13 protein-coding genes are annotated in these 12,679 nt (G+C 64.8%); 5 read left to right on the forward strand and 8 right to left on the reverse strand.

Annotated features, from left to right (window positions below):
* Positions 1-29 precede the first annotated feature (29 nt).
* The 7 genes from I4X03_RS05005 to I4X03_RS05035 form a co-directional block, all read right to left on the reverse strand.
* Positions 30-845, reverse strand: coding sequence for a hypothetical protein (locus tag I4X03_RS05005; protein ID WP_223466643.1), 816 nt, complete (start codon positions 843-845; stop codon positions 30-32).
* Positions 846-860: 15 nt separating this feature from the next.
* A complete protein-coding gene (locus tag I4X03_RS05010; protein WP_223466644.1) occupies positions 861-1,535 on the reverse strand; it encodes a hypothetical protein in 675 nt (224 codons plus the stop codon).
* Positions 1,535-2,725 carry an exo-alpha-sialidase gene (locus I4X03_RS05015; protein WP_223466645.1) on the reverse strand — a complete coding sequence of 397 codons (1,191 nt, stop codon included), beginning with the start codon at positions 2,723-2,725 and terminating at the stop codon, positions 1,535-1,537. The genes I4X03_RS05010 and I4X03_RS05015 overlap by 1 nt, the downstream gene beginning before the upstream one ends.
* A gap of 224 nt (positions 2,726-2,949) precedes the next feature.
* Entirely contained in the window at positions 2,950-5,148 is a 2,199-nt protein-coding gene (paoC, locus tag I4X03_RS05020) for an aldehyde oxidoreductase molybdenum-binding subunit PaoC (protein ID WP_223466646.1), read from the reverse strand.
* 4 nt (positions 5,149-5,152) lie between these two features.
* A complete protein-coding gene (locus tag I4X03_RS05025) occupies positions 5,153-6,106 on the reverse strand; it encodes an FAD binding domain-containing protein (protein ID WP_223466647.1) in 954 nt (317 codons plus the stop codon).
* Positions 6,103-6,747 (reverse strand): aldehyde dehydrogenase iron-sulfur subunit PaoA, encoded by a 645-nt coding sequence (gene paoA, locus I4X03_RS05030; RefSeq protein WP_223466648.1) that lies wholly within the window; start codon positions 6,745-6,747, stop codon positions 6,103-6,105. The genes I4X03_RS05025 and paoA overlap by 4 nt, the downstream gene beginning before the upstream one ends.
* Positions 6,748-6,973: 226 nt before the next feature.
* Entirely contained in the window at positions 6,974-7,882 is a 909-nt protein-coding gene (locus I4X03_RS05035) for a LysR substrate-binding domain-containing protein (RefSeq protein ID WP_223466650.1), read from the reverse strand.
* Positions 7,883-8,083: 201 nt separating this feature from the next.
* Between I4X03_RS05035 and I4X03_RS05040 the strand changes: the two genes are divergently transcribed.
* From I4X03_RS05040 to I4X03_RS05055, 4 genes are all read left to right on the forward strand, one after another.
* The gene (locus tag I4X03_RS05040) at positions 8,084-8,785 is read left to right on the forward strand and encodes a pirin family protein (protein ID WP_223466652.1); all 702 of its coding nucleotides are present in this window, start codon (positions 8,084-8,086) and stop codon (positions 8,783-8,785) included.
* A 25-nt stretch (positions 8,786-8,810) separates the two neighbouring features.
* Complete coding sequence (locus I4X03_RS05045) at positions 8,811-9,239, forward strand: DoxX family protein (RefSeq protein WP_223466654.1); 429 nt, start codon at positions 8,811-8,813, stop codon at positions 9,237-9,239.
* A 62-nt stretch (positions 9,240-9,301) separates the two neighbouring features.
* Positions 9,302-9,685 (forward strand): OsmC family protein, encoded by a 384-nt coding sequence (locus I4X03_RS05050; protein WP_223466662.1) that lies wholly within the window; start codon positions 9,302-9,304, stop codon positions 9,683-9,685.
* Position 9,686: 1 nt separating this feature from the next.
* Positions 9,687-10,607 (forward strand): pirin family protein, encoded by a 921-nt coding sequence (locus I4X03_RS05055; RefSeq protein ID WP_223466663.1) that lies wholly within the window; start codon positions 9,687-9,689, stop codon positions 10,605-10,607.
* A 15-nt stretch (positions 10,608-10,622) separates the two neighbouring features.
* Here I4X03_RS05055 and I4X03_RS05060 read toward each other — a convergent pair whose 3' ends face one another.
* Positions 10,623-12,044, reverse strand: coding sequence for an App1 family protein phosphatidate phosphatase (locus I4X03_RS05060; protein WP_223466664.1), 1,422 nt, complete (start codon positions 12,042-12,044; stop codon positions 10,623-10,625).
* 181 nt (positions 12,045-12,225) lie between these two features.
* Between I4X03_RS05060 and I4X03_RS05065 the strand changes: the two genes are divergently transcribed.
* Positions 12,226-12,513 carry a hypothetical protein gene (locus I4X03_RS05065; RefSeq protein WP_223466665.1) on the forward strand — a complete coding sequence of 96 codons (288 nt, stop codon included), beginning with the start codon at positions 12,226-12,228 and terminating at the stop codon, positions 12,511-12,513.
* Positions 12,514-12,679 lie beyond the last annotated feature (166 nt).

Here is a 12,679-nt window from a genome sequence, read left to right on the forward strand (position 1 = left end):
CCACCCGAAGGTGGCCTGCGATGCGCTGATCAAGCAGCCGGCGCGCCCACCGCGCCAGCCCCTGCGCTCAGCAGCCAGGACAGCATCAGCAGGAACAGCACCACTATCACGAACAGCGTCGACACGCGGCGCGCGTCGGCGGCGTTCTCGAACACCGGCGGCTTGCCGTACGCAACGCCAATGAAATAGGCCGTGAACACGGTCGCGAGGTAATGCACAGCGCCGAACATTTCGCCCAATTCGCCCTTGCGCGGGTGCTCGATCAGCAGGTGCGAGAGGATCACCAGCACCAGGTACGCAACGGCAGCGCGCAGCGGCGGCAGGTACAGGCCCATCGACTCGACCCAGGTCTTCACAGCCGGACGCGAACGCGCCAGCAGCGGCAGGATCAGGTTGTGCGTGATGCCGACAATGAAGATCAGCTTCAGCAGTACCGTCTTGTGCAGGCTGGCGCTGCCGAGCGCGAGGTTGTGCAGGTTGGTCTCGGCCTGACGGTTATTCTGCAGGAAAAATTCTGGCGATTGCACATTCAAGATGCGCTGGAACCAGCTGATTTCTTCGAGCGCGGCCAGCGCCGTCAGCGCGCTCAGGCCAACCAGCGCGAGCAGCTCGAGGCTGATGCGCGGTGCGCGCTTCCAGCGTTCGCTGGCAACGAAACCAAGCATCGCGGAAAGCACGGCGAAGCACAGGAACTGCATCCATTCGACGATGCCGTCTTCGCCCAGCAGGCGCCACAGCCGGGTCGGGTCCGGGCCGGACCATGCCACTGCGAGTGCCAGGATGAATGCATTGACCGCGATACCTGCGGCGATCACCGGATGCGAATACCATTTGCTAGTTGCCACTACCCTTACTCCCTTTTATTGAAAACGTTCGGTGCCGGCCGCTGCGGCGGGGGCGATGCGCGGCTGCGTGCCGCGTACTTTTCGTGCAATCCACAGCACCCCCCTGATGCCCAGCGAGCCGACCGCCCAGCCCCACAGCAGCGGGTCGAGCAGCGCGTCCCATGGGTTGCCGGTGGGTAGGCGAAGAACCGAGAACAGGGCCAGCGCGCCAACGGCGACCAGCGCATGCGGCCGGGCCCGGCCCAGCACCGCCGCCAGCGCGCAGCCAGCGATCGCCGCCAGCGCCACCAGCGGTGCTGCGAAGGGGCCGAAACCCCAGTAATACATTCCCAGCGATAGCAGGCCAATCGCGTCCAGGTACAGCGCGGTGCCAGTGATCGCAATGACCGCGGCAAGGCCGGCCGGCATCGGCGTCACATCGCCGGCACCGGGCCATGCCCTGGACAGCGTCAGCAGGCACAGGCCAAGCAACACGCCGCTTGGCCACTGGAACGCCAGAACCAGCCAGTACGCGGGCGAGGCCTCGTTCGGCAGCGCCATCACCAGGCAGGCCATTGCCAGCAATCCCAAGACGACCCGGCGCGATTGGCGCAACGCAGGCGGCAACAGCAGCGCCACGGTCGTCGCCAGCACGATGCTCCAGCTCAGGCGGCCATACAGGAATTGCCAGTCGAGTGCAGGCAAGTCCATTACAGAACCTCCCCGAATGCGAGGTCGAGAACGTGGTGCGCAATCGCTTCGCGGCGCGAGGTGTAGGTAATGTGCAATTGCTTGCCGATCTGACGTAAGTCGGGATAGGAAAACTCTTCGCCGGCCTTGCCGTGCGCCACGTCCATCACGTGCGTCCAGGTGTGGGTGTCTTTCACGATCGACAGCCGCAGCATGTTGCGCGACGATCCGCCGGGAATCACATGGTTATGCAGCACCACGATGCTGCCGTTGCTCAGTCGTAAAGCGCTGAGCGAGGTGCTGTGGTTGGGCAGGTTCAGCGCTGGCTTGTCCGACCAGCTGACGCCGCCATCGCGGCTGTGCGCATACTGCACGCGCTGCTCGTCGCTGGCGTCGCGCATCCATGCGTGGAATTCGTTGTTCGACACCGGGACGATGGTTGGCTGCAAGGCGGTCGTGCGCGAGCCGATGCGCGAGAGCCAGTTCGGGTCGCCATGCATGTCGAAAGCCAGCATGATCGGGTACTTGATGCCGAGTTCAAAGTAAAGCGGCAGGCCCCAGCCGCCATTGGCCAGGCGCACCGGCGCGGTGCGCACCAGCACGCTGGTGTTGAACAGCGGCGACATCGGCAGCAGGCGCTTGACGGTGAAGCTGTTGCCGGAGTCGGACGATACCAGCTGCACCACGCGCGCCGCGGCCCAGCCGCCAAGTCCGGTTGCGACGACAAATAAATTGATTTTCCCGTCAGCCGAGGTCCAGGCAACCGGGTTGCCGATGCGCCGCACGCCGAAGCCAAGCGCCTGGCCGAGCGAGGCGCGGCTGGCCACCACCCACGGCTGGCCCCATTGCCCATCGGCCCAGCGTGATGCGTATACCTTGACGTCGGGGCCGCTCTCGCGGCTGCCGGCCCACCAGAAAGCGACCATGCGGTCACCCGACAGCGGCGCCATCGCGCTTGCATGGGCAGACGGCACGTTCTCCGGCATCGGAATCAGGGAGGAGGAATGGGCCGTGATGCGCACGCCCGCGGGATCGGAAAGTTGACTCAGGGCAGGGGAGCGGTATTCACTGACGTCGCGCGTCCAGCGCTTGAGTTCGGCGCCGAACGCCGCCAGCACGATCGCGATGCAGGCGGCCGCCAGCATGCGGCGGCGCCGGACCCGGCGGATATTGGCGACGTGTGGGGGTGCCGAGGGCGACCAGAAACTCATCCCGCTTTCCTTTAATGACGGAGTTTGCGCTAGGACTTTTCCTAACCGCAAGGGGCATATCCTACAACAATAAAGGAGGGCTTGCCGGAAACGATTACCGTTGGCAAAGGGAGGTCTGGCGGGGAAACTGGCGTCGGCGCGAGGCCGGCGTGGTCAGCTTGTCAAGAGCGGAAGGGTAGAGCCGCCGTGCGTGGCACGGCGGTGTTATCAGAACAACAGTCGGGTCAGATATATTCCGGCATCTTGGGCAACAGCTTGTCCAAGGTGATCGGATATTCGCGCACCCGCACGCCGGTGGCGTTGTAAATCGCGTTGGCAATCGCCGCTGCCACGCCGCAAATGCCCAGCTCGCCAACACCCTTGGCCTTCATCGGCGACGACATCGGGTCGGTCTCGTCGAGGAAGATCACCTCCTGGTGCGGAATATCGGCGTGCACCGGCACTTCGTAACCGGCCAGGTCATGGTTGACGAAGAAGCCGCCGCGCTTGTCGACCACGAGTTCCTCCATCAAGGCGGCGCCGGCGCCCATCGTCATCGCGCCGATGACCTGGCTGCGCGCCGATTTGGGGTTCAGGATGCGGCCGGCCGCGCACACGGCCAGCATGCGCCGGATCCGCGTTTCGCCGGTGGCCATGTCAACGCCGACTTCGACAAAGTGCGCGCCAAACGTCGATTGCTGGAACTTCTTGTCGAGGTCGCCATATTCCATTGTGTCTTCGGCAACCATGTCAGCGTCGGCCGCGGCTTGTCCAAGCGGAACGGAGCGTCCGCCCGAGCGTACCGTGCTGTCGGTGAACTCGACGTCGGCCGGATTGAGCGCCAGTTTCTGGGCCACCGCCTCGCGCAGCTTGACGCAGGCCGCGTAGACGCCAGCGGTGGAACTGTTGGCGCCCCATTGTCCGCCCGAACCGGCCGACACGGGGAAGGCCGAATCGCCGAGGCGCACGACCACTTTGTCGATCGGCACGCCCATCATCTCGGCGGCGGTTTGCGCGATGATGGTGTAGCTGCCGGTGCCGATGTCCGTCATGTCGGTCTCGACCGTCACGACCCCATTGCGGTCGAGGCGCACCCGCGCCGCCGACTTCATGACCAGGTTGTTACGGAACGCCGACGCCACGCCCATGCCGACCAGCCACTGGCCGTCGCGGTGCATGCCGGGCTGGGCCTTGCGCGCATTCCAGCCGAAACGCTCGGCGCCGATGCGCATGCAGTCGATCAGGCGGCGCTGCGAGAAGCGGCGGTCGGGATGCTCCGGGTCGACCTTGGTGTCGTTAAGGATGCGGAACGTGACCGGGTCGATTTTCAGTTTTTCGGCCATCTCGTCCATGGCGATTTCCAGCGCCATCAGGCCAGGGGCTTCGCCCGGTGCGCGCATGGCATTGCCTTCGGGCAGATCGAGCACGGCCAGGCGGGTCGTCGTCATGCGCCCGGCGCCGGCGTACAGCAGCCGGGTTTGCATGACGGCGGTCTCTGGCTGGCCGCCCGGCAAATCGCCCGACCACGACTCATGGCCCATCGCGGTGATCTTGCCGTCGCGCGTGGCGCCGATGCGGATGCGCTGGATCGTCGCGGGGCGGTGGGTGGTGTTATTGAATATCAACGGGCGTGGCAGCGCGACCTTGACGGCGCGCTTTGCCGCGCGCGCGCCGAGCGAGGCCAGCAACGCCTCGGAGCGCAGGAACAGCTTGCCGCCGAAACCGCCGCCGATGAATGGCGACACCAGCCGGACATTTTCCTTTGGCATGCCCAGCGTCTTCGCCAGGTCGCCCTTGCTCCAGTCGATCATCTGGTTCGAGGTCCAGACGGTCAGCTTGTCGCCTTCCCATGACGCGATCGAGGCATGCGGCTCCATCATGGCATGGCTCTGGTCGGGCGTGGTGTAGTTGGCGTCGAGCTTGACCGGCGAGCCAGCGTAGGCGCCGGCGAAGTCGCCTGCCTTGCTGTCGGCATCCTTGGTTTTTGGCTTGGTCGCGGACGATTTTGCCTTGGCAAGATCGAAGGCGCCCTTTTCCTTGGTGTATTTCACCCGGATCAGCTTGGAGGCGGCGCGCGCCTGTTCGAACGTTTCCGCCACCACCAGCGCAATGGCCTGGTGATAGTGCTGGATCTCAGGTCCGCCCAGTAATTTCGCCGTGTTGAAATTGCCTTTGCCGAGCTTGCCCGCGGTGGCGGCGGTGACGATGGTGATGACGCCGGGCGCGCGCTTCGCCTCGTCGATGTTCATCGCGCTGATGCGGCCCTTGGCAATTGCCGAGCCCAGCACGTAGCCATGCGCCGCGTTCGGCGCGGCCTGGTGCTGTTCATGCGCGTACGGCGCCGAGCCGCTGACCTTCAACGGGCCATCGACGCGGTCGAGCGGGCGGCCGACAACCTTTAGCTGGTCGATCGGATTGGTGGTCGCAGGAGTGGTGAATTTCATGACGTCAGCCTTTCTTCGCTTGCGCCATCACTGCGGCGAGGGTGCGCTGGACCAGGGGGACCTTGTACGCGTTGTCGTGGGTTGGCTTGGCGCCGGCGAGCAATTGATCGGCGACGGCTTTGGAGCCCTTCGCCATGTTCTGCTCGGCCGCTTCGACGCGCCACGGCTTGTGTGCGACGCCGCCGAGTGCAACGCGGCCGGAGCCGTCCGGCTGGATCACGGCTGCCACCGACACCAGTGCAAACGCGTACGACGAGCGGTCGCGCACCTTGCGGTAGATGTGCGTGCCGCCAAGCGGCCGGGGCAGCTTCACGCTGGTGATCAGTTCGCCAGGTTCGAGCATGCTGTCGATGTGCGGGGTGTTTCCCGGCAAACGGTGGAAGTCGGCGATCGGGATCACGCGCGTGGCGCCATTTGGCCGGATCGTTTCGACTTCGGCGTCGAGCAGGCGCATCGCCACCGCCATGTCGCTCGGGTGGGTCGCGATGCAGGCGTTGCTGCTGCCGACGATGGCCAGCGTGCGGCTGAATCCGCCAATCGCTGAGCAACCGCTGCCGGGCTGGCGCTTGTTGCATGGCTGGTTGGTGTCGTAGAAATACGGGCAGCGCGTCCGCTGCAGCAGGTTGCCCGCGGTGGTGGCGACATTGCGCAGCTGGGGCGACGCGCCGGCCAGCAAGGCGCGCGACAGCACGGCGTAGTCGCGGCGCACGCGGGCGTCGGCGGCGAGGTCGGTATTGCGCACCAGGGCGCCGACGCGCAAGCCGCCTTCTGGCGTCGCTTCGATCTTGTCGAGGCCGAGGCCATTGACGTCGATCAGGTGGCCCGGTGTTTCAATCTCGAGCTTCATCAGGTCGAGCAGGTTGGTGCCGCCGGCGATGAACCTGGCCCCTGGCGTGCGCGCTGCCGCGGCGGCTGCCTCCGCGGGCGAGGTGGCGCGCTGGTAAGTGAAGGCCCTCATGCTGTCCTCCCGGCCACTTCGGTGATCGCGTCCACGATGTTCGAGTAGGCGCCGCAGCGGCAGATGTTGCCGCTCATGCGCTCGCGAATTTCTTCGGCGGACAGCATCGGGCGCACGTTCAGGTCGGCGCTGACGTGGCTTGGAATGCCTTGCTTGATTTCGCTCAGCACCGACACGGCGGAGCAGATCTGGCCCGGGGTGCAATAGCCGCACTGGAATCCGTCATGCTTGATGAAGGCCGCCTGCATCGGATGCAGGTTGTCCTTGCTGCCGAGGCCTTCGATGGTGGTGACGTTTGCGCCATCGTGCATCACCGCCAGCGTCAGGCAGGAATTGATGCGGCGGCCATCGACGATGACGGTGCAGGCGCCGCACTGGCCGTGGTCGCAGCCTTTCTTGGTGCCGGTCATCTGCAGGTTTTCGCGCAGGGCGTCGAGCAGCGAGGTACGCGTGTCGAGCTCCAGCTGGTGCACCTTGCCGTTGACGGTCAGCGACACTTTGCCGGGCACTGGCGGCGCGGCGGCGCCGGGAGGTGCTTGCTCGGCACTGGCGACCGATGGCACTGCGGCCGCCGAGACGGAAAGCGCGCCTGCAATCAGCAGGTCGCGCCGGGTTAGTTTGATGTCACTGATATCGTCCATGTTTGTTCGCATCCTCTTGGCTGATGGCGTCGCTGCCCGAATAACATTCTATGTCAATTTTTACAAATGTCTTGTCCGGTACGGCGCATAGTCTCATGAACCGCATTCATGCATGGAGGGCGGGATTGGACGGAAAACGCGGGTGTTTCGATGGTGCAAAAATGGCGTATGCGGCACGCTCATCAGTGGGACGGGGAAAGCGGCGCATCGCCGCAAATCGAACACGCTAGCGCGGCCACATCCGGTCCAGCGGCGGCGATCCGCGCAGCCTGTCGCGCCACCATTTCAGCGCCGCGCCTTCCTCGCCGCTGCGCCAGGCCAGATACAGGGTCTCGGCGCTGCGTGACTCCTCAACTTGCTTCTCGACGAGCAAGCCGTTCGCCAGGTCGCCGCGGACAAACGGCTCGGGCAAGAACCCAAACCCCAGCCCGGCCAACTGGTACTGGTACTTGGTCTGCATGTCCGGCACCGACAGGGTGTCTTGCCCGAACAGCAAGCCGACTGTACGGGCCTGCAGTTGGCGCGCCGAATCCGACACGGCGACGGCCCGGTATTGCGCCAGGTCCGCCTTGGTCAGCGCACGCTCGACCGCCGCCAGCGGATGGGCCGGCGCGACCACGAACACGAAGGACGCGGTGCCGATCGGTTCGGCGGTATAGCCGCCGCCCGACGGCCCGGCGCCCGCCGCGCCCACCAGCAAGTCGGCGCGGCGGTCGAGCAGCGCTTCCCAGGTTCCTGACAATTCTTCCTTGATCAGCCGTACGCGGGTCTGGTCGGCCACGTCGTAGAAGGCGCTGATGTCGTCGATCAGCCCGGCAGGCGACAGCACCGAGTCGATGGCGATGGTGAACTCGGTCTCCCAGCCCGACGCGACGCGCCGCACGCGCCGTTCCAGGTCGCCCGCCGCCTTCAGCAGGTGGCGGCCTTCCTTCAGCAACTCGGCGCCGGCGGGCGTGAGCGTGACTTTCGGCCCGAAGCGCTCGAACAAGGGCACGCCCAGGTCTTCTTCCAGCTTGGAGACGGTGTACGAAATCGTCGACGGCACCCGGAACAGCTCCTTGGCGGCGGCGGCGAAGGAGCCGCGGCGGGCGATGGTATCGACGGTAACGAGCGCATCGAGGCTAATTTTGAGCATGGGATGAGTGGTTTCGAGGGCTGCGGAGCTGGAATCATATCATCGATGGAATCGAACATGACGTGGCAAATAACTCGCTTTTTGATTTTCCGGAGTGCGGCCATAATACGATTCATGGACTGGGAACAGGTGTGGCGAGTCTGAAACGCCGGCGCCAGAAATGTTCGATCAGTTTGAACCTAACTTGAAGAGGACGACAACATGTTGAAAGTACGCAAAAGCAACGAACGCGGTGGTGCCAATTTTGGATGGCTCAATTCGCAGCACACGTTTTCGTTCGGCAGCTATCAGGACGCGGCGCACATGGGCGTTGGCCCGCTGCGCGTGATCAATGAAGACCATGTGCAGGCTGGCCGCGGTTTCGAATCGCACGGACACAAGAACATGGAAATCATTTCTTACGTGCTCGACGGCGCACTGGAACACAAGGACAGCATGGGCAACGGTTCGGTACTACGCTACGGCGACGTGCAGCGGATGAGCGCAGGTTCGGGCGTCGTGCACAGCGAGTTCAACCACTCCAAGACCGAGCAGGTGCACTTCCTGCAGATCTGGATCATCCCGAACACCGCCAACGACGCGCCAGGGTACGAAGAGAAGCATTTCGATGCCGCATCAAAGCAGGGCAAGCTGCGCCTGATCGCCTCGCCCGATGGCCGCGAGGGTTCGGTATCGCTGCGCCAGGAGGCCTCGATCTATGCCGCCATTCTCGACGGCGCCGGGGCGGTCGAACACGCGATTGCGCCGGGACGCCAGCTGTATGTCCACGTGATCCGCGGCAGCGTCAAGGTCAATGGCATTGCCGTCTCGGGCGGCGACGCGGTGCATGTCGAGAAGGAAGCGGGCATCAGCCTGACCGATGCCAACGATTCTGAAGTGCTCGTTTTCGACCTGCCGTATTAATCACAGTAACCAGACAAGGATTATCATGAACAACGCAACGAACAAGTTTTACCCGATTGGCCGCGCCTTGATCGGCGTCCTGTTCGCCGTCTCCGGCGTCAACAAGATCCTCGGCTTTTCCTACGTCGCCGGCTGGATGGCGAGTTCGGGCCTGCCGATGGCCGAGGTGCTGCTGGCAGCGACGATCCTGCTGGAGCTCGTTGGCGGCCTGCTGTTGATCACCGGATTCCAGGCCGGGATTGCCGCCGCAGCGCTGGCGCTGTTCCTGGTGCCGGTGACCGCACTCTTCCACGCTTTCTGGAGCGCTGACGCGGCCGGTTTCCAGGGCCAGCTGACGCACTTCCTGAAGAACGTCGCGGTGTTTGGCGGCCTGCTGATGGTGGTCGGCGCCGAGCGCCTGCGTGCGGCGGAGCGCGCCAGCGGCTTCAGTTCGCTCGGCCGCAGCGCGGCCTGAAGCAACACGGTATGATTTGACGGGGCGGCAACGCCCCGTTTTCACGACAACAAGGAGATGTCATGGAAGTGCGCACCCATCGCGGCGAAGGCAAGCTGCAGCAGGTAATCGAGATCGGACCGCACCGGGTGCTGACCGACGCGGCGGTCGAGTCGGGCGGCGAAGCGAGCGGACCGGAGCCGCACGACCTGCTGGCCGCGGCCCTGGCTGCATGCACCGCGCTCACCGTGACCATGTACGCCAGGCGCAAGGGCTGGGCGCTCGACGACATCGCCGTAGCGGTCAAGCATGGCCAGGAAGGCGCGGCCTACGTGCTGCGCCGGACCATCCGCTACATCGGCGCGCTGAGTGCCGAAGAAGCGCAACGCCTGACCGACATTGCCAACAAATGCCCCGTCCATAAAACGCTGACGGGCCAGATGCAGATTCTTACCGAGGTAGCCTGACATGAACCCAGAACTTGACACCGCAGTTGCCACTCTCGTTGTTCCACGCACCCACGATCTCGGCGGCGGCTTCAATGTGCGCCGCGCCTTGCCCAACCGCGACCGCCGCATGGTCGGCCCGTTCGTCTTCTTCGACGAGATGGGGCCGCATACCTTCAACGCCGGCGACGGACTCGACGTCCGCCCGCATCCGCACATCGGCCTGGCGACCGTGACGTATCTGCTGCAAGGCGAGATCCAGCACCGCGACAGCCTCGGCACCAACCAGTCGATCCGTCCGGGCGAAGTCAACTGGATGACGGCCGGCAAGGGCATCGTGCACTCCGAGCGTACCGCCGCCGAGCAGCGCATCCATCCGACGCCGCTGTTTGGCCTGCAGTGCTGGGTGGCGCTGCCGAAAAGCCATGAGGAAGTCGATCCGTCGTTCCTGCACCTGGACGCGTCGCAACTGCCCGTCATCGAAGGCGATGGCGCCACCGCGCGCATCATTTCGGGCAGCTTCTTCGGCCAGGCTTCGCCGGTGCCGGTGGCCTCGCCCATGTTCTACGTCGACCTGCAGCTGCAGCCTGGCGCGCGCCTGACCATGCCGGCGGACTACGCGGAGCAGGCGGTGTACGTGCTGGAAGGCGTGCTGGACCTCGGCCGCGACGGACTGTTCGAGCGCGGCCAGCTGGTGGTGCTCAAGCCTGGCGCGGTCGTCACGCTTGGCGCAGGCGGCACCGGCGCCGCGCGCCTGATGCTGCTGGGCGGCGAGCCGATGGATGGCCCGCGCTTCCTGAGCTGGAATTTCGTCTCCAGTTCGGCAGACCGCATCGAGCAGGCCAAGCAGGACTGGATCGCGCAGACCTTCCCGAAAGTGCCTGGCGAAACCGAATTCATTCCGATGCCGGATATTCCGGGGCGTCCGGTCAGCTACCCGTAACGCCGTGCTGCCCGGTCAGACGCCGGGCAGCACGCTATCGTCTTCCTTCTTGTCGGAGCGAACCGAGGCCAGCCGGTCTACATTGATCAGGCCATCGGCCGCCGCATGCGACGCGGCGAACACGCTGTCGGGCGCCAGAATCAGCTGGGTGCCGGTGGCGCTGACTTCTTCGATCAGCTTGTCGAGCGCATCGATGCGCGCCGGATCGGGATTGACGTTGCGGATATAAATCACCTTGACCTGCTTCGGGTGGCGCCGCACGACCTCGGCGTAAATCTCCGGGTCTTGTTCGCCGCTGTCGCCGATCAGCACAAACTGCATGTCGGGGTAGTAGCTGAGGATTAGCTCGATTTTTTCCAGCTTGTGGTTGCCGTGGCTGGTCAGCTTGAAGACCTGGCGCATGCCCAGTTCGCGCAGCAGCAGCGGGCCGAGCGGAATGCCCTGCACGCGCAGAAATTCCACCAGCGGGCCGAACAGGTGCCAGGGACTGCTCGACACATAAAACACCGGGTTGTCTTCATTGCCGCTGGCGCCGCGCTTGAGCGCGCGATAGAACGCGGCCACGCCCTTGAAGGGCTTGCGCGTATGGGCGTTCGAGCGCGCCAGCATCAAGGCCATGTTGAGTTTGTTGGTGACGTTGGTCCACAACACGGTGTCGTCGATATCGCTGATGATCCCGAAACGCGCGCTCGCCGGTGCGACGATCACGTCCGCGCTCGCCCGTGCCGGGCCGCGGGTGTCGGGCAGCTCCAGTTCGACCGTATGGGACCCGCCCGGTAGCGCTTGCTGCGGCGCGATCTCGAACGAAAAATAGCCGCCGCGGTCCGAGACGGTGTCGTAGGCCTGTCCCTGGAAGTGCGCGCGCACGCGCGCGCCTGCGACCTCGTCGGATTCCAGCCGCTGGTACAGTGCGACGAAATTGCGCCAGCGGCTGTCGTCGCCATGCTGTTCGCGGAAGATCGATTCGTCCAGCACGCGGCCCTTTACCCACAGTTTGCCGGGATTGCCGAAGCCAATGTAAGGCACGATCATCGGTTGCCTGCCACCGGGGTCGGTGAGCGTGCGCAACGCCGCGCGCGCCACCACGCCGGCGGTTCGCGCGAGGCGGTGATGCAGCGCCTGGTGCTCTTCGGCGGCCGCCGGCGTCGCAGGCGCGCGTTCGATGGCCGGCGCCGCGGGCGGCGCCGGGGCGCTGCCGCGTTCCAGCCAAACCGGCTCGCCGTCGCGTGCGGCGGTGCGCAGCGCGCCTTCGACGGCGCCAGTGTCGGTGGGATCCACCAGCGCCGCCAGGACATGGACGCGCGCGCCAGCCGAGCGCAGCCGCGCGAGCTCGTCATCCGAGGCGACGCCCGGGTTGATGTGGAACCCCACGGCGCCAGCGTCGATGCTGGCGGCGAGGTCGTCAAAACCGCTGCGGGTCAAGATCAGGAACGGCATACACCTTCGTGCGCAAAGTGGATAGGAATGCACATTATGGCTTACCTCCGCAGCGCCAGTCCGCGCGCTAGAACTGCTCTGTTATCCGACCCTGACACGAGGCGTTTTCCTACGCGTGCGGACCCGGCGGAATGCGACAATATCGTCATTCGAGTAACCCGAAGCGACTCAAGAAAAGCACATGACCGACCTGAACACAAACCAGAAAAAATACGACCCGAACAATCTGATTGATGCGGTCACTGCACGGCTTGCATTGAAAAACGACGCTGCCGTTGCCCGCGCGCTGAAGGTTGAGGCCCCGATTATCGAAAAGGTGCGCAGCAATAAACTTCCGCTGGGCGGCTATCTGCTGATGCGCCTGCGCGAACTGACCGGCATGAGCGTCAACGACCTGCAGGACCTGATGGGCGACCGCCGCCGCAAGTTCCGCATGAACGTCCGGCCAGCGCGCGCCAACATCAACTAGCGTGGCGGCCCACCGGCCGCCCCAGACCAGTAACGACAAGCCCGGCAGCAGACGCAGCCGGGCTTTTCTTTATTCAAGCGAACATTGCGGAATGTGGCGTTGGACTATAATTTCGGCATCAAAAAATCTCGCCGATTTCCCCGGCTGCGGGCACTGCCCAACGACC

Origin of the sequence: Massilia soli (assembly GCF_016809835.1) — a bacterium.
Lineage (GTDB): Bacteria > Pseudomonadota > Gammaproteobacteria > Burkholderiales > Burkholderiaceae_D > Telluria_A > Telluria_A soli.